23 protein-coding genes are annotated in these 26,435 nt (G+C 28.3%); 9 read left to right on the top strand and 14 right to left on the bottom strand.

Going from position 1 to position 26,435, the window contains the following annotated elements; genetic code table 11:
* Window positions 1-8 precede the first annotated feature (8 nt).
* Together BMUR_RS07590 and BMUR_RS07585 are read left to right on the top strand one after the other, a co-directional pair.
* Window positions 9-1,004, top strand: a complete 996-nt coding sequence (locus BMUR_RS07590; protein WP_013114019.1) for a PIN/TRAM domain-containing protein — start codon at window positions 9-11, stop codon at window positions 1,002-1,004.
* Entirely contained in the window at window positions 1,001-1,618 is a 618-nt protein-coding gene (locus BMUR_RS07585; RefSeq protein WP_013114018.1) for a cyclase family protein, read from the top strand. The genes BMUR_RS07590 and BMUR_RS07585 overlap by 4 nt, the downstream gene beginning before the upstream one ends.
* 106 nt (window positions 1,619-1,724) lie before the next feature.
* Here the strand turns inward: BMUR_RS07585 and BMUR_RS07580 are convergent, their stop codons facing one another.
* Window positions 1,725-2,954 carry an ABC transporter substrate-binding protein gene (locus BMUR_RS07580; RefSeq protein ID WP_013114017.1) on the bottom strand — a complete coding sequence of 410 codons (1,230 nt, stop codon included), beginning with the start codon at window positions 2,952-2,954 and terminating at the stop codon, window positions 1,725-1,727.
* A gap of 10 nt (window positions 2,955-2,964) precedes the next feature.
* Window positions 2,965-3,606 (bottom strand): hypothetical protein, encoded by a 642-nt coding sequence (locus tag BMUR_RS07575; protein WP_013114016.1) that lies wholly within the window; start codon window positions 3,604-3,606, stop codon window positions 2,965-2,967.
* Between the two features lie 298 nt (window positions 3,607-3,904).
* On the opposite strand from BMUR_RS07575, the gene BMUR_RS07570 reads away from it, so the two are divergent.
* Window positions 3,905-5,530: a carboxylesterase family protein gene (locus tag BMUR_RS07570; protein WP_013114015.1), complete on the top strand. Its 1,626-nt coding sequence runs from the start codon at window positions 3,905-3,907 to the stop codon at window positions 5,528-5,530.
* Between the two features lie 100 nt (window positions 5,531-5,630).
* On the opposite strand, the gene BMUR_RS07565 is transcribed toward BMUR_RS07570, so the two are convergent.
* The 11 genes from BMUR_RS07565 to BMUR_RS07515 form a co-directional block, all read right to left on the bottom strand.
* Window positions 5,631-6,440, bottom strand: coding sequence for a MetQ/NlpA family ABC transporter substrate-binding protein (locus BMUR_RS07565; RefSeq protein WP_013114014.1), 810 nt, complete (start codon window positions 6,438-6,440; stop codon window positions 5,631-5,633).
* Between the two features lie 154 nt (window positions 6,441-6,594).
* Window positions 6,595-7,395 carry a MetQ/NlpA family ABC transporter substrate-binding protein gene (locus tag BMUR_RS07560; protein ID WP_013114013.1) on the bottom strand — a complete coding sequence of 267 codons (801 nt, stop codon included), beginning with the start codon at window positions 7,393-7,395 and terminating at the stop codon, window positions 6,595-6,597.
* A 103-nt stretch (window positions 7,396-7,498) separates the two neighbouring features.
* Window positions 7,499-8,296, bottom strand: a complete 798-nt coding sequence (locus BMUR_RS07555; RefSeq protein WP_013114012.1) for a MetQ/NlpA family ABC transporter substrate-binding protein — start codon at window positions 8,294-8,296, stop codon at window positions 7,499-7,501.
* A 17-nt stretch (window positions 8,297-8,313) separates the two neighbouring features.
* The gene (locus BMUR_RS07550) at window positions 8,314-9,111 is read right to left on the bottom strand and encodes a MetQ/NlpA family ABC transporter substrate-binding protein (RefSeq protein ID WP_013114011.1); all 798 of its coding nucleotides are present in this window, start codon (window positions 9,109-9,111) and stop codon (window positions 8,314-8,316) included.
* A gap of 25 nt (window positions 9,112-9,136) precedes the next feature.
* A complete protein-coding gene (locus BMUR_RS07545; protein ID WP_013114010.1) occupies window positions 9,137-9,937 on the bottom strand; it encodes a MetQ/NlpA family ABC transporter substrate-binding protein in 801 nt (266 codons plus the stop codon).
* A 91-nt stretch (window positions 9,938-10,028) separates the two neighbouring features.
* Entirely contained in the window at window positions 10,029-10,997 is a 969-nt protein-coding gene (locus tag BMUR_RS07540) for an L-lactate dehydrogenase (protein WP_013114009.1), read from the bottom strand.
* 55 nt (window positions 10,998-11,052) lie between these two features.
* Window positions 11,053-11,733 (bottom strand): methionine ABC transporter permease, encoded by a 681-nt coding sequence (locus tag BMUR_RS07535; protein ID WP_013114008.1) that lies wholly within the window; start codon window positions 11,731-11,733, stop codon window positions 11,053-11,055.
* Window positions 11,714-12,766 carry a methionine ABC transporter ATP-binding protein gene (locus tag BMUR_RS07530; RefSeq protein ID WP_013114007.1) on the bottom strand — a complete coding sequence of 351 codons (1,053 nt, stop codon included), beginning with the start codon at window positions 12,764-12,766 and terminating at the stop codon, window positions 11,714-11,716. The genes BMUR_RS07535 and BMUR_RS07530 overlap by 20 nt, the downstream gene beginning before the upstream one ends.
* A gap of 474 nt (window positions 12,767-13,240) precedes the next feature.
* Window positions 13,241-14,032, bottom strand: coding sequence for a flagellar hook assembly protein FlgD (locus tag BMUR_RS07525; RefSeq protein WP_013114006.1), 792 nt, complete (start codon window positions 14,030-14,032; stop codon window positions 13,241-13,243).
* A 72-nt stretch (window positions 14,033-14,104) separates the two neighbouring features.
* The gene (locus BMUR_RS07520; protein WP_013114005.1) at window positions 14,105-15,706 is read right to left on the bottom strand and encodes a flagellar hook-length control protein FliK; all 1,602 of its coding nucleotides are present in this window, start codon (window positions 15,704-15,706) and stop codon (window positions 14,105-14,107) included.
* Window positions 15,707-16,003: 297 nt separating this feature from the next.
* A complete protein-coding gene (locus BMUR_RS07515) occupies window positions 16,004-17,854 on the bottom strand; it encodes a methyl-accepting chemotaxis protein (RefSeq protein ID WP_013114004.1) in 1,851 nt (616 codons plus the stop codon).
* A gap of 206 nt (window positions 17,855-18,060) precedes the next feature.
* On the opposite strand from BMUR_RS07515, the gene BMUR_RS07510 reads away from it, so the two are divergent.
* The 3 genes from BMUR_RS07510 to serS all read left to right on the top strand — a co-directional run bounded on the left by BMUR_RS07510 (window position 18,061) and on the right by serS (window position 21,829).
* A complete protein-coding gene (locus BMUR_RS07510; RefSeq protein WP_013114003.1) occupies window positions 18,061-19,053 on the top strand; it encodes a hypothetical protein in 993 nt (330 codons plus the stop codon).
* Window positions 19,046-20,341, top strand: a complete 1,296-nt coding sequence (locus BMUR_RS07505; RefSeq protein WP_041749994.1) for a replication-associated recombination protein A — start codon at window positions 19,046-19,048, stop codon at window positions 20,339-20,341. The genes BMUR_RS07510 and BMUR_RS07505 overlap by 8 nt, the downstream gene beginning before the upstream one ends.
* Window positions 20,342-20,548: 207 nt before the next feature.
* Window positions 20,549-21,829, top strand: a complete 1,281-nt coding sequence (serS, locus tag BMUR_RS07500) for a serine--tRNA ligase (protein ID WP_013114001.1) — start codon at window positions 20,549-20,551, stop codon at window positions 21,827-21,829.
* Window positions 21,830-22,049: 220 nt separating this feature from the next.
* Here serS and BMUR_RS07495 read toward each other — a convergent pair whose 3' ends face one another.
* Entirely contained in the window at window positions 22,050-23,447 is a 1,398-nt protein-coding gene (locus BMUR_RS07495) for a DUF4132 domain-containing protein (RefSeq protein WP_013114000.1), read from the bottom strand.
* A 291-nt stretch (window positions 23,448-23,738) separates the two neighbouring features.
* Between BMUR_RS07495 and BMUR_RS07490 the strand changes: the two genes are divergently transcribed.
* The 3 genes from BMUR_RS07490 (at window position 23,739) to BMUR_RS07480 (ending at window position 26,293) form a co-directional block, all read left to right on the top strand.
* Window positions 23,739-24,851 carry a hypothetical protein gene (locus BMUR_RS07490; RefSeq protein ID WP_013113999.1) on the top strand — a complete coding sequence of 371 codons (1,113 nt, stop codon included), beginning with the start codon at window positions 23,739-23,741 and terminating at the stop codon, window positions 24,849-24,851.
* Between the two features lie 540 nt (window positions 24,852-25,391).
* Entirely contained in the window at window positions 25,392-25,583 is a 192-nt protein-coding gene (locus BMUR_RS07485; protein WP_013113998.1) for a hypothetical protein, read from the top strand.
* Between the two features lie 86 nt (window positions 25,584-25,669).
* Window positions 25,670-26,293: a hypothetical protein gene (locus BMUR_RS07480; protein ID WP_013113997.1), complete on the top strand. Its 624-nt coding sequence runs from the start codon at window positions 25,670-25,672 to the stop codon at window positions 26,291-26,293.
* Window positions 26,294-26,435: the final 142 nt, after the last annotated feature.

The following is a 26,435-nucleotide window of genomic DNA, read 5'->3' as shown; positions in this document are numbered from 1 at the left end:
GAACTATTATGTGGAGAATAGTATATTTTGTTATATCTTTTTTAATAGCATTAATGGATTATTATTTTACAAAAACTTTTAATTATAAAACTGTATCGATATTTTTACTGAGTGCTGTTTTGATATTTTTATTTGAATTTTTACTTATAAGAAAGAAATCTTCTAAAATTACTCTCGCCTTTTTTATTTCATTTTTTCTAACTATACTTACAGTTCTTCTCACTATAAGTACTGTTAATATGATAGGAATTAAACTATCTACAAATGAAAAATTAATCATTCTTTTTATAGAAGGATATCTGACTTTTGGTATTATAGCAGCATTTATACCAAATATATCAAATATGCTTAATCTCACAAAACCAGATAAAAATAAAACAGCAAAAATACTTGATACTTCTGTGATAGTAGACGGAAGGATATATGATATTGCTGAAAAAAAATTTTTTGACGGACTTCTTGTACTTCCGGAATTTGTAATAAAAGAAATACAGTTCTTAAGCGATGCTAGAGATCCGCAAAAAAGAATAAGAGGAAGAAGGGCATTAGAGATATTAAATAAAATGAAATCTTCTAAAAATATACTTCTTTCTATTACGGATATAGATTTTCCTAATATCAAAGAAGTAGATTTAAAACTTATAGAGCTTGCCAAAAAAATGGACGCTAAAGTTATTACTAATGATTTTAATTTGATGAAAGTAGCTTCTATTCATGAGGTTGAAATATTAAATATAAATGATTTGGCTAATTCGCTTCATGTTGTAGTTCTTCCCGGTGAAACTATCAAAATTGATTTGATAAGAGAAGGAAAAGATAAGCAGGCACTTGGATATTTGGAAGACGGTACTATGATAGTTGTTGATAATGCTAAACACTTAATAGGAAAAAATGTTGAAATAGAAATAGACAATGTACTCCCTAAAGAAGCTGGAAGAGTAATATTTGCTTCTCTTGTAGGGGCCAAACAATCAAATAATAATAAAAAAAGACATGATAAATGATAATAGATCTTTCTTCTCCAATTTACAGCAATATGCCTCATTACCCTGATGATATTGATGTAAAAGTTGAAAGTTTCAATTATGAATATTTTAATATAACAAATATCAATATGTGTGTCCATAGCGGCACTCATATTGATACACCTCTTCATGGCATAAACAATAAACCTTCTACCGAAAATATAGATTTAAATTATTTTATAGGCAGTGCTTACTGCATCGATATTAAAGCAGATAAAGAAAACAAAATAAACTTTCCTCACAATTTTGATTTTGGTACTATAAAAGGATACGATATACTTCTTATTAATACTTCTTGGCATAAGAATATTAATACAGATTATTATTATAAATATTTTCCATATTTAAGCGAAAGTTTTGCAAATCAATTAGTTAATTTAAAAATCAAAACAATAGGCATAGACAGTCCTTCTGTCGATAATATTAATAATAATTTGATACATAATATTTTATTTTCACATGACATATGCATTATAGAAGGACTTGCCAATTTAGATAAAGTATCAAATAAAGAATTTTTCTTTAGTGCTGCACCTTTAAAAATAAGAGGCTCTGAAGGCTCGCCTGTAAGAGCATATGCTGTAATTGAATAACAAAAAATAATAATTTTTAAATACTAGAAAGCTAAATATAAAAATTGCAAATCCATTTGCTATAGATTTTTAGCGAACAATTTTTATTAGCAATAATAATAAAGAATTAATTTTTTTTCTTTTTAAGCTCTAAAATTATTAAAACTATAGAAGTAATAATAACAGCAAATACAAGTATTTTATTAAAAGGCAATTTAACACTTTTATTATTAAGAAAATTATTCCAAAGGTTTTCCATTAAAATACCGGATCTGTCATCAAGTTCAGATATTCGTTTTGACATATATACAATATTCTTTTTATCTGGATATATTCTTTTATCATTTTTTATTTCATCTGGAAGCAATTCTAAAGCTGCTGTATTGGGTGTGGCATATCCTATATATTTTGTATTCTCATATGCTACTTGTCTCTCACATAAAAAATTTATATACATATGAGCTGCTTCTATATTTTCTGCATTTTTAGGAATTGCCAAACACTCAACAAAAGGATTCCCCCCTGATTTTGGTATAACAAAATTTATATTTGTATTTTGCTTTATAACAGTTAAAGCATCGCCTCCGTATGTAACTCCTATATATGCTTTTTCATCTCTTATTTTATATAGTATTTCGTCCATAACATAATCCTGAACTACATATCTTTGCTTTTTTAAAGCATCAAACGATTCTAATATTTCTTTTTCATTTGTAGTATGCAAATCAAAGCCTAAATAACCATTAGCAGCTGCAAAAGCATCTCTTGGAGCTATTGACATTAATATCATATCTTTATAATCTTCATTAAAAAGTATAGACCAGTCAATATCTTCTTCTTTAATATCTATATTTTTTTTATTATATATAATACCGCTCATTCCCCAAGTATAAGGAACACTGTATTCGCCTTCCGGATCATAGGCTAATGAAAAAAAGAAAGGGTCTATATTATTTTTCACAGCCGGAAGTAAATCAAAGTTTAGTTTCTGTATCATATTATTTTTTATCATTCTTACTATTATATAATCAGTAGGAGTTATTACATCATAATTTTCAGTTTGTAATTTTAATTTGGCATATACTTCTTCATTAGAATTATGTATTATATAATTTACTTCTATTCCGGTAAGATTTTCAAATTCTTTTATAATGTCCATAGAGCCTTTAGAGCCGTCAGCTATATACTCCCCCCAATTGCACACATTCAATATAATATTTTTATCTTTTAACTTTTCATAATAATTTAAATCTAACTGACTTTTATCAAGCTTACTTACAAAAGAAGTGTTTTGAGCAAATATTATACTGCTATATAAAAGAATAATATATACTGCATAATACAGACGATTGTACATTATTTTTTCCTTAAAATCTTATACCTATCTGCCCGCCTATATCAAGTGCTCCTATTTTTGTCTTCGGAGATATATCTTTATACTCCAAAAGAGGAAAATCATAAGAAACATAAACTCCCAAAGTTACATTATAAAGAAGCAAAAAATCCAAACTTGCTTTAAGATACGGTATATACAAATTATAAAATCTATTTTGCAATTGTTTAAGAGTATATTTTTCTATTGTCTCCCCGCCGCTGTTTTCTTTAGAATAACTGCTTCCGCCAAGAGGGAATTTCACTCCTGCACCAACTCCTATAGACATAAATAATACATCTATTTTAGGCATTAAACCTATAGATAAGCTGTCAAAGGTAACATTGCCTTTAGACAAATCCGATTTATATGCAAATACATCTCTTTGATATCCGAAATCTAATGATATACCTAAAGATAAAATAGTTAAGTCAAAATAATAATTAGGCTTTAAATAAACACCAAACTCAAACCCGCCATATGGTTTTACAGTTTCACTTTGTTTTCCATCTTCAAGATAAAAACCTATACCTGCTCCTAAAGGTACGCTTAAATCAACACCAAATCCTTCTTTAGCAATAAGACTTGAAGTCATAACAGATACAAATAAAAACAAAGTTAATACAGCTTTCTTCATAATCTTTCTCCAGTTTATTATCATATTAAAGATATAAATATTTTCTGTTTTTTCAAGTATTAAATTAGTATTTTATTTTAGATATAGAAATGTATACAGCATGACTACAGTGTATCTTTTAATATATAAAATAATACATGTATCAATTTATATGTATTATATGTTTTAATGTACGGCATTTTTATATAGCAAAATATAAATTTTATATAAATTACTCACTATTTCTTAACAAAAGAATAGATAAAAGTATTATAATATAATTCGTTCAAAAGAATAATTTATTTTAAGGATAACAAAAATGAAAAAGAATGTTTTATTATTTTTTTCTCTTTTTTTAATTTTAAGCTGCAGTAATAATAGCGAAACTATAAGAGACACACAATTCGGAAAAGTAAAAGGCACAAAAGAAAACGGAGCTTTAGTATGGTACAGTGTTCCTTATGGTAAGGCTTCACGCTGGCAGGCTCCTCAAAATCCAGATAGTTGGAGTAATGAATATGATGCTTCAGTGTGGAAGGGACTAGCTTTGCAGTTAAGCGGAAATGAAGTAGTTGGAAGTGAAGACTGTTTGAATTTGGATATATATAGTAAAGAAGGTGCCAAAGATTTACCAGTGTTGGTATTTTTGCATGGAGGAAACAATCAGACTGGAAATACAAAAGAACTTATAGGTACAGATATGGTTTTAAAAGATGATATAGTATTTGTTTCTGTTAATTACCGTTTGGGATTATTAGGTTTTAATAATTTACCTGCTCTTATTAATGAAACTAATACAACAGGAAATTATACTCTTTTGGATATAGCATTAGCTTTAGACTGGGTAAAAAATAATATAGCATCTTTTGGAGGAGACCCTGAAAATGTTACAATATCAGGATTTAGTGCAGGCGGAAGAGATGTAATGGCATTATTGGTAAGCCCTATATTCAAAGGTAAATTCCAAAAAGCTATAGCATTCAGCGGCGGTATGACTATAGCTGATGAAACATTAAGCAGAAGACAAATAGCAAAAGCAATAGCACCTCTTGCAGTAGAAGACGGCAAAGCAGCAAGCGAAGAAGAAGCTGTAAACTGGCTTTTAACTTCAGGAGCTGATGTTTCTGACTATTTATACAGCATATCTTCAGAAAGATTAATACCTCTTATGGGAAATGCAGGCATAAGAATGAGTGTATTCCCTCATCTTTATGGAGATGATGAAGTATTACCTAAAGCCGGTTTTGATACAGAAGATTATAATGCCGTACCTATTATAATGCTTACTGGAAATACAGAGTTCAGCATGTTTGCAAATGGAGATTCATATTTCTCTTCAGAAGATATGACTAATTACAGTGCAGAAGATATAGAAAAAGCAAAAACTTTCGCAATAAAATACGGAAGCAAAATGTATGCATACTTTAATGCAGAAGCCTCAGCAGAAAAAATGAGCGAATATAATTATAATGCTCCTATATATCTATGTTCTATAAACTACGGAGATTATACTTCAGACTATAAAATACCGACATTCGGTGCTTTTCATGGTATATTTATACCTATGCTTGCTAAAGAACATAATTATAAAAATATAGATAATAATCTATTTTCATCTGCTTCATATAAAGATGTTTCTGATGTATTCAATCAATATTTAAAAAACTTCCTCTATACAGGAGATCCTAATTCTGATAATTTAAACACTTGGGAGAGATGGAATAATGAAACTCATCTTTCTATGGTATTAGATGCCAAAGATGATAAAGCAGTATATGAATCAAAGAGTGTTAGTACAACATACGAAGATATTATAAATGAAATGAATAATGATACTGAATTATCTGAAGAATTAAAAGATAAGATGATAAAAAATGTAATGAATGGCAGATGGTTCAGCGATAGTTTGGATAAATACTATAATAATATAAATTTATGGGAGTAATTATTAATTAGTTAAAAAATTAATTAAATAATTATACAAACAATTAAAAAAGCCCTATATATAAAAAGTATATAGGGCTTAATTTTTATTTACAATTAATTTATTTCCAAGTAGGAAGATAAGAACCTAAAAAGTTTTCATTATAAACTTTTTCTACTATATCAGACTGATAAGTTTCTACAACTTTTTTGTATAGTTCATTGTCTTTATCTTTAGTTCTAGCAGCAATTAAGTTTACAAAAGATTTTCCGCTGTAAATAGAAGGATCATCTTTAAATATATAGTCTTTTCCCGGATTAAGCCCGAAGTCAATTGCATAGTTTCCATTTATAACAGCACAAGCAACATCTGGAAGCACTCCGTAAATAGCACCAGCATCCATTTCTATTATTTGAAGATTAAGAGGATTTTCTGTTATATCGCTTACAGAAGGAGTATCTCCTGCCTCTGGTTTTACTTTAATAAGTCCTGCAGCCTGAAGCACTTTTAAAGCTCTTCCGCCATTAGAAGGATCATTAGGTATAGCTATTTTATCGCCATTTTTTACCTGACTTACATCTGTAATATTAGTAGAATAAATATTCATAGCAGATATATAAGTATCAGCTATAGCAGTGATATTATATTTTTTATTTGATACTTCATCATTAAAGTATGCATAATGCTGAAAAGCGTTCAAGTCTATTTCACCGTCATTTAAAGCCTGATTAGGTATAGTGTAGTCAGAGAATGATACTAATTCTACAGTGATACCCTCTTCAGCTAATTTTTCTACTATAGGATCCCAAATCTGATAATCAGACTCTCCTGCAAATCCAACCTTTACAGTTTTGTTTGCATCTGTTTTTGAACCTTGACATGATAATATTATAAATGTCATAGACAATATCAATAATAAAATCTTTTTCATATTTATTTTCTCCTTTTATTAGGTAATAATTTCATATTAGATTATATTATTTTTATAATAATTTCAATAATAAATAAATAGACTTGCTGCAAAACTACAATTTATTTTTGCAGTAAGTCTAAAAATACTATAATAAATTATCATTAAAATAAAATTATTTCCAAGTAGGTAAGTATGCCCCTTTGAAATCTTCTGCATATACTTTTTCTACTTCTGGAGACTGATATGCTTCTACTATTTTTTTGTATATTTCATTATCTTTATCTTCAGTTCTAGCAGCTATCAAATTATAAAAAGAGTTTCCAGTGTATATAGAAGGATCATCTTTAAATATATAATCAGAACCCGGATTAAGTCCGAAGTCAATAGCATAATTTCCATTTATAACAGCACAGGCAACATCTGGAAGAAGACTGTATAAACTTCCTGCATCCACTTCTACTAATTCTATATTAAGAGGATTTTCTGTTATATCATCAATACTTGGAGAATCTCCTGCTTCTGGATTTACTTTAATAACTCCAGCAGCCTCCAAAACTTTTAAAGCCCTTCCGCCGTTTGCAGGATCATTAGGTATTGCTATTTTATCATTATTTTTAAGCTCGCTTACATTTGTAATATTTTTTGAATATATATTCATAGATGATATAAATGTAGTTCCTATTGCTGTAAGATCATAATTTCTTGATGCTAATTCATTATTAAAATAAGCAAAGTGCTGAAAGGCGTTTAAATCTATTTCTCCGTCATTTAAAGCCTGATTAGGCAAAGTATAATCAGAAAAAGATACTAACTCTACAGTTATACCCTCTTTAGCTAACTTTTCAATAACAGGTTTCCATGTGATTCTGTCAGATTCTCCCACATGCCCTATTTTTACTACAGTGCCTTTTTGATTATTAGAGCCGCATGATAATATTATAATTGTCATAAACAATAATAAAATCTTTTTCATTTTTTTCTCCTTAAAATAAATTTATAGTTTATAATTGAAATAATTAATATATTTAAATTAATTAAATCTGCAAAATAGCTTCAGTATATACTTTTAATTCATATTAATCAATCATCGTAATGCTTTCTATTTTACCTGAATTTATAAGCTCTGATACTTTTTCCTTATAAAGATTTGCTATAGTTTTATAAGTTATATTATTTTCATCTTCAAGCCTTGCTGCCACTACATTAACATACATGTCTGACTGATATTTACTTGGATCATCTTTGTATATAATATTACTGTTTCTAAAATCAAAATTGAAATGGTAATTTACAATAGCCGCATCAACTTTTGAGATAATAGAATGCATATCGCTTGATTTTATCGGTACAAACTCAAGAAGCAAATAGTTCTCTCTTACATCATCAAATGTAAAATTATGATTTTTATTATTATTTTCTTTTAATCGTATAAAACCTATAGAATCTAATATTTTAAGTGCCCTTGATAAATTTATATCATCTTCAGGAACTGCTATTTTAGATTTTAATCCTATTTGTCCTATATTGGTAAGATTATCCGAATACATATTCATATCAGCTATAAATGTTTTTGCTATAATAGATAAGTAGTAATCGTTTTTATTGGTTTCATTTACAAAATAAGCATAATGCTGAAAATGATTTAAGTCTATTGCCTTGCTTACTAAAGCCTTATTTAATACGCTGTAATCCGAAAAAGTTATCAAATCTAAAATTATATTTTCTTTTTCTAATTTTCCTTTTAAAGATTCTAATACATAAGTATCAAGCTCTCCTATGCATCCTAGCTTTACAGTAATATCTTTTTTATTTTCTTTACTGCATGAAATAATCAGAAATAATAATATCATTATTTTTAATATTTTATTATTCATTTTTTGCTCCTCAATTATTAATCAATAACGATAAGCCCTTTTAATTTATTTTCTTCTATTTTAGATTTAATTTTTTGTTTATAGCTTACGGCTATAAAATTATAAATATTATACGATTTATCTTTTTCACGGCATACAATTAAATTAACATATGCCTTTTGTCCCTGAGGTGAATATTTTGTTACATCATCATAATATATAATATTATAATTATGATAATCGGTGATAAATCTATAATTAACTATTGCTGCATCTATTTTATCGAGATTATAATATATTATACTTGCTTCCATAGGTATAATTTCCAAGTTTAAATTATTTTCAGAAATATTGCTTAAAGAATAAAAGTTATTATTATGTCTTTCTAATTTAATCAAACCTGCCTCTTCTAATATCTGCAAAGACCTAGATAAGTTTACTTTATCAATGGGAATAGCTATTTTAGAATTTGAATGTATTTGATTTATATTTGTAAAATTCTTTGAATATATATGCATAGGTGCTACAAAAGTTCTCTCCAAAATAGAAAGTTTATAATTATGCTCATTCGTTTCATTTACAAAATAAATATAATTCTGAAAAGCATTCAAATCAATATCACCGTCATTTAATGCCTTGTTTAGAAGTTCATAATCATTAAAATAAACAATATCTAATTTACAATTATCCTGTTCGATCTCTTTATTTATCTGATTCCATATATCCGAATCAAACTCGCCTATATGCCCTATCTTTATAATTTCTGCATTATTGCTGCAGCTGCATGAATATGATATTATTATTAATAAAAAAAATATATAAAATTTCTTCGTCATAAAAAACCTATATTCATTACAAATATTACCAAACCGCTATATAAGCCCCCTTAAAGTCATTACTATAAATTTCTTTAACCTCGTCTGACTGATAAGCATTCACTATTTTTTTGTATATTTCATTGTCTTTATCTTCTTCTCGTACAGCTATAAGGTTTATATAATTTTTATCTGCATAGTTTGTAGGATTATCTTTATATATAGAATCTTTATCTGGATTAAGACCGAAGTTCAGAGCAAAATTACAGTTAATTACAGCACAAGCCACATCTGGAAGAAGGCTGTATATACTTCCAGCATCAACTTCTATTATATCCAAATTAAGTTTATTTTCTGATATATCGTTTAATACTGGATTTGCTATATTCTTATCTCTTAATTTTATAAGACCAGCAGCTTCCAAAACTTTTAAAGCTCTTCCTCCGTTTGATGGATCATTAGGTATGGCTATTTTATCATTCTCTTTTACTTCATCAACATTTGTTATATTGTCAGAATAGATATTCATAGCAGCAAGACAAGTATCAGCTATAGCAGTTAATTTATATCCTTTAGTTTCTACTTCATTGTTAAAGAAAGCATAATGCTGAAAATTATTCATATCTATATCACCGTCATTTAAAGCCTGATTTGGAAGAAGATAATCTCCGAATGATACAAGCTCTATTTTTATATTATCATTAGAAACCTGTCTCATAACCTCCTGCCAAATAACTCTGTCAGACTCTCCTATATACCCAACCTTTACAACATTTTCATTCTTATTGCCAGATGAACATGAAGCTAAAAATAAAGTCATGCTCAAAAATAAAATGATCCTTTTCATATATTTGATTCTCCAAGAAATAAATTCATTTATTAATTTTATAGTGTTGTTTTTTATTTATTATTTTATGATATTTTATATCAAGTATTTATTACATACTTAAAGCTAATTCATAATTTTTTTTCATCACTTCACATGAAGCATTAAATAATTTTTTCTCTTCATCGTCCATATTAAGCTCTATTATCTCTTCAACCCCGTCTTTTCCAAGTACAGCAGGTACAGAGGCATAAACATCAGTTTGTCCATATTCGCCATTTAAATAAACTGATACTGGAAGCACTCTATGTTCATCAGAAAGTACAGCACGTGCAACTTCAGCTAAGGAAGTACCTATTCCAAACTCAGTAGATCCTTTGCCTCCCAAAACTTCCCAGCCTCCTCTTCTGCCTTTACTTGCAAGTTCATTTAAATCTAATTTTGAATATTTTTCTTTTTCTTTCATTAGTTCAAATAAAGGTTTTCCAGCTATAGTTACAGCTGACCAAGCTACCATTTGACTTTCTCCATGCTCTCCCAAAGCATAGGCATATATTGATTTTTGATCTATATTGATAGCTTCAGATATTGCTCTTCTCAATCTTGCTGAGTCTAATGTTGTGCTTGTAGATATAATTCTTTTTGGGTCGTAGTTTAATTTGTTTTGAAGATAGTGAGTGATAACATCGGCAGGGTTTGATATATTTATTATTATGCCGTTAAACTTAGTCTTTTTTATTTTCTCTATTATATCTTTCATCACTTCTATAGTGGCACCTAAAGTATCCATTCTAGTTTGATTCATATTAGGCAATGGACCAGCACATACTACCATTATATCTGCATCGTCAATATCGCTGTAATTTCCTGCTTTAACTTCCACCCTATGAGGAAGATATACTGTAGAATCAAATATATCCAAAGCCTGAGAAAATGCTTTCTTTTCGTCTATATCGATAAAAACTATCTCTTCGGCAAGCCCCTGTGCTGCTAATGCATATCCTGCATGCGAGCCTACATGACCTGCTCCGATTAAAACAAATTTTCTTCTTTTTATAGAATTGCTTATAGTATTATTCATAAATAAATTTCCTTTATAAATTAAATTATTTTTTTAATTATTTTATTGATAAAATTTAATGTGTTGCTTTTTTTACCACAAAGTTTCCTATAGCCTGTATAATACCTACTAATATAACTAAAAGTATTACAGATACATATATAATATCAAGTTTATTTCTATAATATCCAGACTGTATAGCATAAGTACCAAGTCCGCCCGCACCTACAGCACCAGCCATAGCAGTAAGCCCTATTAAACTGATAGCAGTTATAGTAGTTCCTCTAGCTATCGGAGCAATACTTTCTTTTAAATATACTCTGAATATTATCGCTATAGGAGATGATCCCATAGACTGAGCAGCCTCTACAAGACCGGGATTAACTTCTGATAATGCACTCTCTATTTGTCTTGCGAAGAAAGGCACTGTTCCGAATATTAAAGGTATTATAGCTCCCTTTACACCAATAGCAGTACCCATTATAAATCTTGTAAGAGGTACAAGCATGGCAAGTAGTATTATAAATGGTATTGCTCTAAAGAAATTTATAACCTTACTTAATACTTCATACACCAATATATTTTCCATAATACCGAATTTTTTTGTAACTATTAATAATACGCCCAAAAAACCGCCTATAAAAAAAGATATTACACCCGAATAAATAAGCATAACAAATGTCTGTATTATGCTTTGATAAAGTCTCGGCAAATCAGCCATAACATTAGGCATTAAATTATTCATCATATCTAGCATCAGTAATCACCTCTACGTCTATTTTTTGTTCTTGAAGAAAGTTTAGCGTATTTGTTATGCCGCCTTTTTCTTTTTCATGCATTATAACAACAAGCCCTCCTAAAAGACTGTCATCTATAAGCTCAACATTACCGAATATTATATTAAGATCTACATTGAACTTCCTTGAAACATGAGAAACCAAAGCCTCACCTACACTTTCTTTTTTGTATTTTAATCTTACTATACATTCGCCTGCTTTAATTTTTGTAATATTATCCTTCTCTTCTACAAGCGTATATATTTTTGAAAGATTAGAAGTAGTATCTATAAAATCCTGAGTAATTTTATTTTTAGGGTGCGAAAATACTTCAAATATATCGCCTTCTTCTATTAAATTCCCCTTATTCATAACTGCTACTCTGTGGCATAATTCTTTAACTACATTCATCTCATGAGTTATTACAACTATAGTAATACCCAAATTCTCATTTAATTTTTTTAACAATTTTAAAATAGAAGAAGTAGTCTGCGGGTCTAATGCACTAGTGGCTTCATCACATAAAAGTATATTCGGATCATTGGCTAAAGCTCTTGCAATAGCTACTCTTTGTTTTTGTCCGCCGCTTAGCTGAGAAGGATAAACATATGCCTTTTCTTTTATATCTACAAGTTCAAGCAAGGACATTACTTTTTTTTCTATCTCTTCTTTTGAAAGCCCTCTGTATCTTAAAGGATAGGCTACATTTTTAAATACCGTTCTTGAAGCAAATAAATTAAACTGCTGAAATATCATTCCAATTTTTTTTCTTTTCTGTCTCAATTCTCTAGGGTTTAATGCTGTAATATCTTCGCCGTCAATATATACTTTTCCAGATGTAGGCCTTTCAAGTAAGTTTATACATCTAACTAATGTAGACTTTCCAGCACCTGAGAAGCCTATTATGCCGTATATTTCGCCTTTTTCTATTTTGAGAGAAACATTATTTACTGCATTAAGCTGCTTATTTTTTTCAGTTTTGAATATTTTACTGACATTTTCTAAAACTATCATATAGTTCCTAATATTAAGTTATAATAATTAAGTTTATATATACTTAAAAAAATTATTATATATAAAACTTTGAAGTATTATATAATTTTAAAATATATCTGTCAATAGTAATTATCAATGAAAACTATCACTATATGATTTTTAATAAAAAAGCTATATATTTATAAAGTATATAAGCATTATATAATATAGCTATTATAAAAATTTATAATACAATAGATTTTTTTATATAGTTTTATATAGTTAGATTGTAATATTCAAAAATACAGCTGGCATAAATGTATGGATAAAAGTATATATGTTTTTTTAACATTATGGTATAAGTATATTATAAATGATACAAGCGTCAAAATTAGAAATAATAGATATAAAGTTATCTAAAGTATATAAAAATATTAACAAATCCCTATAAATATAGTATTATAGGGATTTGTTACTTTATCATAAATTATATTTCTATTTAATATCACTCAATTATTTTTTGATTGCTTTATTTCCGCTTTCTTTAGCATTCATCAATGCTTCTTCTGCTTTCATCATACCAGCAGTTTTTTCTGTTTTATTTAAGTTAGCATTATCTGTTTTAGAAACCTCACTTTGTACAGCTGTATTTATTTGAGATTCGTTTGCAGCTTTTAACTCTCCGAACTCATTATTTACATTACCATTTTCATCATCAGAAGGTCTTGTAATAATTTGAGCTTTATCAGCTAAAGAAGATTGAAACACTTTTGCAGCTTCATCTTCGCTTTGAGCTTCTCTTACTTGTGAAACAGCAGCAGCTTCAGAAGCCATTAAATTACCGTTTGAATGTACTATCATAACATCTTCAGGACGTACAGTAATAAGTCCGCTTTCTGTTCTTACAGCAAGGGCTACTCCGGTATCATTTTCCATAACCATTTCAACAGGTCCTAAAAATCTGTTTCCAGCCTCGTCCATAACTTCAACACTCTTTCCAAGCATAGAATATCCGGTCTGACTTGAATAGAATGTTTTCATAGAGTCAAGATTTTTATTAACTTCAGTCATTTGTTCAACAGATGAGAATTGTGCTAACTGAGCTATCATATCTCTGTTGTCCATAGGAGAAAGAGGATCCTGATGGCTCATTTGTACTGTAAGGAGTTTTAAAAATGCATCTTTACCCAAAGAGTTTTGAGTAGGGTCTCTTTGAAAATTATTCTGTAAGTTATAGGCTCCTACCTCTTGTTTTAAGATTTTTATTTCTCTCTCTGACATTTTTAAAGCATCTGCTGATATCATCTATTCATCTCCTTAAAAAATTATCTCTGATTATACTTATCTATTAAATATAGATTATTTTTTGAATAATACTTATATAAGTAAATTCAATTTTCTTTCTGGAACTATATATGCTTTTATATCGGCTTTTACTTCTTCTACATTATCAATATTTTCTGAAGCAAACCTGTTTCCAATATTCTCTAATTCTTCACCGAAGCCGCCTTCATTATTAGGCATATCCTGTCTTAGCATTACATCAAAACCTTCTATGTTAATTCCTATTTCATTTAATGAAGTTATAACCGTATCCAAGTTTTTAGTGAATATATCTTTAACATCAGCATTATCAACGAATATCTTTCCTATTAAATTGTCTCCGTCCATACTTATTTTTAATCTTACTTTTCCTAAATATTCCGGATTAAGGCTCATTAACACTTCGCTTTTTCCGTTATTAACGGCAACCTGAGCTTTTTCTACAAGTTTCCCCATTAAGTCTTGGAATTTTATCATGCTGTCTGTAAGGTTGGTACTATTATGTGTTTTTGATACATTATTATTATAATGATTGTATCCTTTTAAATTACTGCCTTCTGCAGAATCTTTCATGTTTATTATTGTAAGTTCTGCTCCTTTATCATCTGAAATAGTATTATTTACAGTGCTGCTATTATTTTTTATTTCAGAATTATCTTTATCATATTTATCAGCATATTTACTTTCTGCAATATTATTATCTATATTATTAGCGATATTAACATCTGAAATACTGCTGTCAAAGTCTATAGCGGCATCTTCAGTATTAATGTCTTTTGTTTCTATTTTTTTATCATCATCTTTATTAGATGCAATTTTTATTTCTTTATTTATATCAGCATCTTTTACTTCAATACTGTCTTTAACATCATCAGTTAGAACTTCTTTTTTATCTTCTTTATTATCACTATCTATCATAGCTTTAATGTTTTCTAATGATGCTATTAAATCTTCTAATTCTTTTTTATCTTCTTCATCTAAATCTTCTAAATTTAATGATTCTATTTGTTTTTTTATACTTTCTATATCCTGTGCATTTTTAGTATTTTCTTTTTTATCTGCTTTATCAGATGCATTTTCTTTGCTGCTTAGTAAAACTTTCTTATCATCATTGTTGGAAGCATTTTGAATTATTAATTTAGCTTTTTCTTTTGTTAGTGCCAATTTTTCTTTTAATGATATATTTTCAGAATTAGTTTTGTCAGCTTTTTCATAAGCATTATTATCAGCTTTTATTTCATCTTTATCTTCTTTTACAGTTTTATCTTCTGAATTATCAGAAACTTTATTTTCTTCATTACTATTAGAATCTTCTGAGCTTTTATTTATATTGTTTTCTGAATGATTCTCTTTAGATGATATTTTTTCTTCTGCTGCTGAAGAGTTTGCCGCATCATCACTGTAATAATTGTTATAGTCATTATTATATTCTTCATAATCATTATAACTTTTTGGGCTGTAATCTTCTGTATTATTTCTTTCTACTACTTTATTTGAAACATTTGATGGGGATAAATAAATATCTTCAGTTTGTGTTTTATTAAGCATATCAGCAAAAGAGTCATTATAGCTGTAATTGTTTACACTATATGTATTATTATTAGATGAAACATTAGTATCAACAAAAGATAATAAATTTCCTAATCCGTTTATCATAACTTACTTCCTAATTATTAGTTTATTACTATCATATTAATATTCGGAAGTATAAAAATTTACTTTACAAAAATATATATTATGTTTATAAAAAACTGTTATAACATAGAATAATTATTTTTATGCTTTTACTATTTTTTATATATATCTAAACAAATATAGTTTGTTTAAGGTAAATACCTCAATTTACATTATGATAATAAAAATATTTTTACTATTCAATAAACTATAAAATAAAAAAATAAGGCATATATCATTAAAACATATGCCTTATTTATGAAGATATTTTAAGATATTTTACAGTTTAAAGAAATTCATAGCATCTTGTAATGAATTAGCCTGTGCAACCAAATCTTTTGAAGCAGCCTCAGCTTCACTTACTAATGTATTATTAAGCTGAGTAGCCCCGTCCATCTCTGAAACAGCCCTATTAACCTGCTCTACTCCAGACTGCTGTTCTACAGCTGCTGAACTTATTCCACGCATTATATTAGCTGTTTCATCTATTTTAGTTTTTAAATCTTTAAATATTTCCTGTGATTGTCTTGCTGTTTCTGTGGCTTTATTGATTTTATCATAGGCATTGTCTACCAAATCAGTAATATCTTTTACTGATGACTGAGTAGTTTGAGCTAAGTTTCTTACCTCGCTTGCTACCACAGCAAAACCTCTTCCCTGATCTCCAGCCCTTGCTGCCTCCACTGAAGCATTAAGTGCTAATATATTAGTCTGAAAGGCAATGTCTTCTATTATCTTAGTAATATTTCTTATTTTTGTACTTGCCTCATAAACTTCTTCTATATTGGAAGTAGTTTGTATAATAATATCTCCTGCTTCATCTATAGAAGATTTTGAAGACATCATCATGTCATTTCCAGTTAAAGAATATTCAGTAGAAGATTTTATAGTAGAAGCCATTTGTTCCATAGAAGCTGCTGTCTCTTGAAGACTTGCTGCCTGCGATTCAGTTCTTTTAGAAAGCTCCATATTGCCAGCAGCCAATTTTTCAGAAGCATTCATTATACATACAGATGCATTATTAACTTCTTTAATAGTTTCTACTAATTTGTTTCTCATATTATTAAAACTTTCAGCAAGAAGTCCTATTTCATCTTTCCTAGGCTTAATTTTTCTTTTTGAAGTACTTAAATCGCCTCTTTCTATTTTTTGTGCTTCATTTACTACTATAGAAAGCGGCTTAGTTATAGAACGTATAAATATATTAATAAAAACGGCTATAGAAGCTATAGTTATTATACCGAATATAATACCGCTTATCACAGCATTTTTATTTTCTGCAAATATTTCTTCTGAAGTCATAGTCATAGAAGTAATCCACGGAACATATTTCATTTTAGTGTAAGAGCCCATCATTTTATGCTCATTAGCAGTATATGTAACTACGCCTTTAGACAAATTATTATCAAATACACTTTTATAAACTGAAGGAGCATCTGTATTAACTTTATTATAGTCGGTATTCATTACTACTTTCAAACTAGGCGTTATTACATCCAAACCGCCAGTTTTTCCTAATTGTATACCTTCTATATAATTATTATAAAATTCCCTCCAATTAAAGACAGTATATAAATATCCTACATCTTTATTTCCATTTTTTACAGGAGCGGCAAAAATAAAAGATAATTCTCCATTAACCTCAGAGGCTGTAAGTTCATTACCATAGCTTACACTGCCGTATCCGTATTGTCTATTTTTTAATTTATTCCATATATCAATATTACTGTCTGTAAATTTACTTCCTATCCATTTTGGATAATCACTGTCAGCTATTACAATACCGTTGTTATCGACTATTCCAACATGTATAGCACAGGCATTTTTTTCTCTAAATGTTTTTAATGTAGCATTTAATCTGTCTGTTGTAGTATAATCTTTGTACTCAAGATATTCTCCTACTATCGGCACAGAGGCATAAGTTTCTAATAAATAGGACTGCGTTCTAAACCAAGCATCAAATACTGATGAATAACCCCTTACCGTTGTTTCAAAACCTTCAAACCTGCTTTTAGATATTCCTTTTCCAGCTATTGTAAGGGAAATTATCAGAAGTACTGTTATAAGTATAGTAGTAACAATACAAAGAATTACAGGCACTTTAAATGCCAGACTGTTGAATCTTCTCATTTTTACTTTCACTCCATATACAATCAATAAATATTATACAGAATGTAATATAATAATTATTTTCATATCGTCAATAATTTTTTGTATTTGTCTTTTCTTATATTAGTTTTTATATTTAAAAAGTCGTTATTAAAAAATTATTAAATCCGAAAATCTAAAATAATATAGATTTTTTTAAAATAATTTTTATTTTACGGTGCAAAAATATGAATATATTTATAAACGGCAAAGAATTATCAGTAATGCTTGAAAATGAAAAAAATGCTTATGAAATATTAAAGCCAATAGAAAGTTGGTGCAATTCTAATGATTTCTTAATAAATAAAGTTAATATAGACGGAAGAGAATTACAGCCATATATAGACGAAGAATATGAAACTATACCTATAGATAATGTTCAGAAAATAGAGGTAGAGGCATTAAGTCATGCCGAATATTCTCTTTATTCTATTATGTCGATTATAGAATATTTGCAGAATGTTTCAAATACTGAGAAAATAACTGAAAAAGATATAGAAGCATTAAAAGACGGAATGCTTTGGGTACTTGATTCCGTGCCTAGAACTATATTCTTATTTAATATGAGTTTGGAATCATATAATATAATACATATATTAAAAATGCTTGAGGTAAAATTAGAAAGATTAAACAGTATATCAGAGAGTTTAGATAAAGTTAATGAGTTTTTTAATGATGATTTAAAGCCTTTTTTAAATGATAAGATGATTCCTGCTATGGAGCTTGTCGTAGAAGAGGCAAAAATAAACACTATTGCATTATTTGCAAATAATATAACAGAAAGCAATGTTTTATACAAAGTTGGAAGTCTGCCTAAATTCTTACCTCTAATTTTAGATATATTAGATTCTATAGTTAATAAACTTCAGTCTGGAAATGATAAAGAGGCTTTTATATATGCTGAAAAATTTTCAAGAATAGTGAGTTTTTCATTCAGCATACTTTCAAATGCCGCTTCGCTTTATTCTATAGACTATTCTCAAATTTATATAAACTCAGTATCTCTTTCTGATGCTATCAGTGATTTTAATGAAATGATGAATAATGTGCTTGATGCTTTTGCAAATGAGGATTATATATCTATAGCCGATTTGCTTGAGTATGAAATAAAAGATAGAATAGAAAATATTATGAATTATATACCATTAGTAGAGGAATATATTGAAAAACTCAATGTTTGATTTTGAAGAAGATATTAATTCTTTCAAGCCTATGGCTGAGAGAATGCGTCCTCTTTCAATAGAAGAAGTTTTCGGGCAGAAGCATATACTCGGCAAAGATAAGACTTTAAGAAAAATGATAGATAATGATAAAATTACTTCTATGGTTTTCTTTGGTCCTCCGGGTGTAGGTAAATCTACAGTTGCATCAATTATCGCAAAAAAAACTAAAAGCGAATATATAAAGCTTAATGCTGTGCTTTCAAATGTTTCTGAAATAAGAGAGGCTATTAAAAAAGCAGAGAAAAATTTAGAAAACAGAAAAAAAACTATTCTTTTTATAGATGAAATACATAGATTTAATAAAAGTCAGCAGGACGCCCTTCTTCCAGCTGTAGAAAACGGCTCTGTAATACTTATAGGAAGCACCACTCAAAATCCGTATTTTTATCTTAATAACGCCCTTCTTTCACGTATAATGCTTTTTGAGTTTAGAAATCTTGATGATAATGATATAAGAGAAGCTCTATTAAAAGCTATTACCGATAAAAGAGGACTAGGCGAAGATGATGTTGCTGTAGAAGACGGAGCTGTTAGTTTAATAGTACGCTATTCACATGGAGATGTAAGAAAGGCTTTTACATATCTTGAAGCCTCGTATTTAGCTACTCAAATAGATGAAACTAAAGAAAAACTCACAATTACAGAAGAAATAGTAAAAGATGTTACAAGCAAGCAGTCTATGACATTTGATGAAGATGAGCATTATAATACAATAAGTGCCTTTATAAAAAGTGTAAGAGGAAGCGATCCTAATGCTGCTGTTTACTATTTAGCTAGAATGCTTGAAGCTGGAGAAGACCCTAGATATATAGCAAGGCGTTTATGTATATTAGCTTCTGAAGATATTGGGCTTGCCGAGCCTAATGCTATGAATATTGCCTCTTCTCTTGTAAGTATTATTGATTTTATAGGTATGCCGGAAGGACGCATTCCTTTAGCAGAAGTTACTATATATTTGGCTTTATGTCCTAAATCAAACTCTGCTTATAATGCTATTAATAAGGCTATTAGAGACATAAGAAACGGAGAGCTTTATTCTATACCTAATTATTTAAAAGATAATCATTCAGCGTCATTTGATAAAAAAAGTAATGAAGAATATAAATACCCGCATGAATTTCCTTATCATATAGTAAAGCAGGATTATTTAGAGCATGGCATAAAAAAAGAATATTATGAGCCTGTTGATATAGGAGAAGAACGCGAGCTTAAAAAACGTTATGAATGGATTATAAAGCATATATAATTTCTTCTGATTAATTTTGTTAGTATTAAGTTTGTCAATTTTTATTTAACTTTCATCAAAAATATACAAAGATATTAAAAATAAAATATAACTCTATTTTCTACATATTATAATTATTTAGCTATATTATAAATTTTATCAAAATACAATTTACTATTTTTAAATAAGTAGTATAATGATACAAATTTTTATTTAAGGATTTTTATTATGATAGATGTAAAATTAATAAGAGAAAATATAGAATTAGTAGAAGAAAATTTAAGAAAGAGAAGAAGCAAAGTATCTTTGGATAAATTAAAAGCCTTAGAGCATGAAAGACTTAATTTATTAAAAGAAGTAGAACAGGACAGAGCAAAAAAAAATGAAGCTTCTAAAAAAATCGGCGAATATATGAAAGCAGGCAATAAAGAAGAAGCTGAAAAGATAAAAGAAGAGATGAAAAACTTTACAGAATCCTTAAATAAAAAAGAAGAGAAATTAACAGAACTTGAAGAATCGGTTAATAATGAAATACTTTACTTACCTAATATGCTTTCAGAAGATGTACCAGAGGGTGATGATGAGAATGCCAATAAAGAGATTATCAGATGGGGGGAGCCTCGTAAATTTGATTTTGAAGTAAAAGATCATGTTGATGTAGCTTTGGGACTTGATATACTTGATATTGAAAGAGCTGTAAGAATGGCTAGAACTCGTTTTTCTCTTATGAAGGGTAAAGGAGCAGCATTAGAAAGAGCATTGATTAATTTTATGCTTAAAAAACACACTTCAGAACATGGCTATACAGAGTATGTTCCTCCTATGCTTGTTAATAGCAGAACTATGACCGGTACTGGTCAGCTGCCAAAGTTTGAAGAGGATTTATTTAAAACTACTGATGACCCTGCTTTATACCTCATACCTACAGCAGAAGTTCCTCTTACCAATATTTACAGAGAAGAGATAATACCAGAGAATATGCTTCCTATATATGCGACAGCCTACACTCCATGTTTTCGTTCTGAGGCTGGTTCTTACGGACGCGATATGAGAGGTCTTATAAGACAGCATCAATTTGATAAAGTTGAGCTTGTAAAAGTATGTGCTGCTGATAAATCTAAAGAAGAACATGAAAAAATGCTTAAAGATGCAGAAAGTATTTTGCAGGCTTTAGAGCTTCCATACAGAGTTGTTGTACTTTCTTCTGGGGATATAGGTAATGCTGCTTACAAAACTTTTGATATAGAAGTTTGGCTTCCTTCTCAGAATACTTACAGAGAAATATCAAGTGTGAGCAACTGCTGGGATTATCAGTCAAGACGTATGCAGATGAGAACTAGAAGAAATGGTAAAACAGAATTAGTACATACTTTAAATGGTTCTGGTATTGCTGTTGGAAGAACTTGGATTGCTATACTTGAAAATTATCAGCAGGCAGATGGAAGTGTCATTATACCAGAGGCTTTAAGACCATTTACTGGTTTTGACAAAATAGAAAAGCCTAATTAAATACATAATATAAATAATTAGTTTATTAAAGTGCATATCTTAAATAAGGTATGCACTTTTTTATCAGGTTAAAAATAATTATAGAAATACATTTATACTAGTACAATGAAACAATTAAATTTTAGTTATTTTCTAAAGTAAAATACCAACGCCTCACACAGCAATTTTGTATCATAAAATAGGTAATTATTAATATAAAACTAAGTTATAAAAATATTTATTATTTAATATTTTCTGAAAGCATTAAATAAGCACCGTATTCAAATCTTTCATCAGCATTTTCAAATTTTATTTTTATATCAGTTTCATCATTATTTGAAGAGCCATAATAAACATTTGAAGGCTCAATTATAATATAAGCATCCTTATATGTATCATGAATAAAATAATTATAAATAAAGCCTCCGTCCCCATCATTTTTTTCCATACTAAACTTTGAAGCTAAAGATTTCATAGCACCAACAGTTATAGTTTTAGGTATTTTTTCTATAAGATCATCTTTATTTTCTAAGGATAATTGCTTGAAAGGCTGAATTATATCATAATCTGCAAGCTGATTTTTCCATTTTTCTATTAAACTTTTTTCTAATTCTATAGGGCTTATTAAAGTTATAAAAACATCTCCTTCTATACTTATCTCCTCATCATAGGCATTATTAAAAGAACCGTCTTCCATGTATCTGAAAGTATTTAAAAGTTTATTGTTATTATCATAAATGCCCCAAATAAGTTTTACAGCAAATACTTTCATAATAGGATTTTCAAAAAATATTTCTTTCCATTCGTCTAATGTCCATTTCCTAGCGTCCATAAAAACTAACTGTAAACGCTCTGTCTGAAGTTTTAATACTTTATTTATTTCGCTTTTTAATTTTGATAATTCCTTTTTTGGTACTTCTGGAAAATCTTTGGGCAGAGTTTTGTACTCTTTATTTTTTATTTCATCAAATATTGATATAGTAAAATCATAATTTAAAGTTACTCTAAATCTTTTATCTTCGCTTTCTATAATTCTAATTCCATTTTTATCAAAATCAAAATCCGGTATAATTTTATCAGCAAAAGCCTCTTTACTTATACCCAATTTTTTTGTAATATAGTCCAATATACTAGAACATGTATTTCTCACACTAGCTTGTTTAAACTTCCTTGAAGCTTCATAAACTAAACCTAAACCTCTTTTACTTCCGCTTAAAGCTATTGCCTCCAAAATAAAACATGCTAGTTTAAATCTGCTGCTTGCTATATCTTTAGCTCTTTGATAAAGCCTATCAAGCTGAATATTATTTGCAAATATACAGTATGGATAAAGTATTCCTTTGGTTTTATTATCTTCTTCCCAAATATTATATACATTTTCAAAAGCTTCGCTTAAACTTTCTATATCTAAAGAAAAACATATCAAGTCTGGATTTCTTAATCTGTAAGGCTCTTTTATTTCAATATATTCCCCTAATATATATCTTATTACCTTACTTGAAACATATGATTTCTTATCTTTAGTAAGAACATTTGATATAAGAGAATCATCTATAAATGAAGTAAGGTTATCAAATTTCTTGTTATAATTTTTATCTGTTATATCATTAATTTCATCTAATGAAAGTATATTATTCATAATAATAAAACCTTTTTTATTTTTTATTTATAAATTATATTCATTTAAATAAAAAATCAATATATAAAAATAAATTACAAATATTATTTAATTTATTCTCATTAACAAGATATAATTGTTCATATATATTACAAAAACATGAAAAAATCTCATTTCATATAATAAAACCATATTAAAAAAAATTAGATTTTTTTTAAAAATCTAAAAAAATTTTTAAAAAAAAATTTGAATTCCATAAATAATTTTCCTAGACTAAACCTATAAAATAAAAAATCTTTAGGAGTAAGCAAAATGAGAAAATTTTTATTAACGGTAACTGCTGTTTTTGTATTAGCATGCAGTTCAGTTTTTGGTATGTACGGTGCTGATAATAGCTGGATTTTCTTTCTTATTCATGGAAATCAGCTAAGAGCGAGAATGAATCAGCTGGGCTTTACATTAGGAAACGGCACTATTAAAGGTACTTTCGGATTTAAGGCTAATACTGGATTAAATGGTCAGATATTTACAACAAAGGGTAATAAAAATTTAGAGGCTACTATATCAGGCGGTATAGGATATACTGGCGATGGTTTCGGAGTTGGTGTGGGTTATAATTATACTTACAATAATGCTAGTGCAGGAATAGTAGATGCTCATACACCTGTAGTAGTATTTAATGCTGTTAATAATAATTTAAGAGTGGCAATACCTGTAAGCATAAGTAAAAAAGATAATCTTAATAATGGAAAAACTGATTATTTTGGTTTGAGCATACCTGCACAAGTAAGATACTACACTGGAATAGATGCTTTCAACTACATAAGATTTGAATTTAACTATGGTCAAAACTCATACAAATTAAGCGGAGCAGAATATTCTGCTAAAAATTTAAGCTTCCAATTGAGACTTCATTTCTTAAATACTATAATAGACAATGTAGTGGTTAATCCTTTCTTAAGAATAGATTTCGCTTCTGCTTTAGACGCTAAAGGAAAAGCTGCTATAGTTGGAACTCTTAATGGCAGTTATACTACTGATATTAAAGCATGGTCAGTAGTAGGTGCCACTAAAGCAACTGCTGGTCAAGAAACATATGACAGAAACCCTTATGACTTGAGAATAATTCCTAGTATATCTTTAAGCGTTAATACTGATATGGTAAACTTTGTATTTGAACCCGGCTTGGGATACAGAGTTGAAGATGACGGAAGAAAAGGAAGCAAACTTGAACATAGTGTATACTGGTCTGCATACGGAGAAGTTTATGTAAGACCTACACCTGCTTTGGAATGGTACTTTGAAATGGATGTAAATAATGGAGTGCCTAAACTTCAGTCTGAAGTAAGCGGATTGCCTATAGCATTCGGAGCAAACAGCGGAATACATTGGTATTTACCTTCTTTAAATCCTAATGCTCAATAAAACATCGTTGTCATAAAATATAAAGGCAGGGCTTAATTTTAATCCCTGCCATATTTTTTTAACTTATTCTAATCCCCCCCTTTTAGATTTAAAAGCTTTATTTTTTATATAAACTTTGATTAAATCTTCTAAAGTGCACCCGCCCAAGCGTTATTTAAATTTAAAATGCTATACACAAACAATAAAAACCAATAATAATTGCTGTAAAATATTGACAAATGTTAATTATATTATATACTTAATTAATGAAAATACTAATATAAGGTTTATTTAATTATGTTGTTTAATCGCATCGCATCGCATCGCATCGCATCGCATCGCATCGCATCGCATCGCATCGCATTATAATATCTTACTAAACTTTATAAACTCATTCTATCAAATCACTATCAAAAATTTATTTCAATCTTTGGAAATACTTAAATATATTAATGCCATCTCTTTCGGCATTGCAAAGAATTATTTAAAACAGCAAGTATTAAATTGTAATTTATTGCAATTTTTTATTTATATTAAATTTAATTTAAGGAGGCTATTATTATGCCAGATTACACAAAAATGCCAAAATCTACATTAGAAGCTACACTAAGAGGAACTTATTCTAGAAAAGCAAATGCTGAAGCAAGAGTGCAGAAAAATCCTAATGATATTAATGCTAAAAGAGATCTTAATGAGTTTGAAAATAAGATAGCTATTATCACTAATATACTTAGCGGATTTGGTAAAAAGTAATAAAAGTTAATTTCTTAAATTAGTGGATAATATTAGATGAATATTATCCACTACATATTTTTTATATTTATTAAGGAGAGTAAATAATGAATAAATTATTGGTATTTTTTATTTTTATTATAAATTCAATGTTATTTTCTTTTGAAATACCTGATAATGTTACGGTTATAGATTTAAGTAAAGATGAATCTTCATATTCAGATGAGAGGAAAGATAAGGAAATATATTATGTATTAGTTACAGATGATTATTATTTTACTATAATGGATACTGAAAGAGGTATTAGATTTTCTTATTCTATTAAAACCCCAAAAATAGACCTAAATTTAAATTATACAAAACTTTTTGGTCATAATATTGTTTACTTAGAAAATAAAACAGGTACTGATAAAATAAATCTTTCTTCTAATATAGGCGGTTTTTATCTTTCAGAATTTGATATTACAGATAATTCATATAGATGTCAAGCATTTTCGCCATCAGGTTATGATGAATATTCAAAGCTATCAGATTTGCATAAAAAATTAAAAAAAATGATAAATGATTATGGAAATGATTTAGATGTGGTATTTTATAAGTTATTATATTATTCTGAAGGAAATTCTGTTCTTGATAATTCAAAAACGGTAAGAGCCAATTATAAATCATTTTATAAAGATTTTTTAACAATGTTAGATTTATATAGAGATATGACAATAGATAGATTATAAGATTTTATGCTGGTAAAATATTCACGGGCATAATAGATTTAATAATTTTAATAGTTTCATTTAGTACACCAAATTATTATGTATTTGGATTTTTTTATTTTGTAGATATATTTTTCTTGCTAATAGGAAAATTTAAAGATAA

This window comes from Brachyspira murdochii DSM 12563 (genome assembly GCF_000092845.1).
Lineage (GTDB): Bacteria > Spirochaetota > Brachyspiria > Brachyspirales > Brachyspiraceae > Brachyspira > Brachyspira murdochii.
Note: the sequence above shows the minus strand (reverse complement) of the source record. Positions and strands in the feature narration are given on the sequence as shown.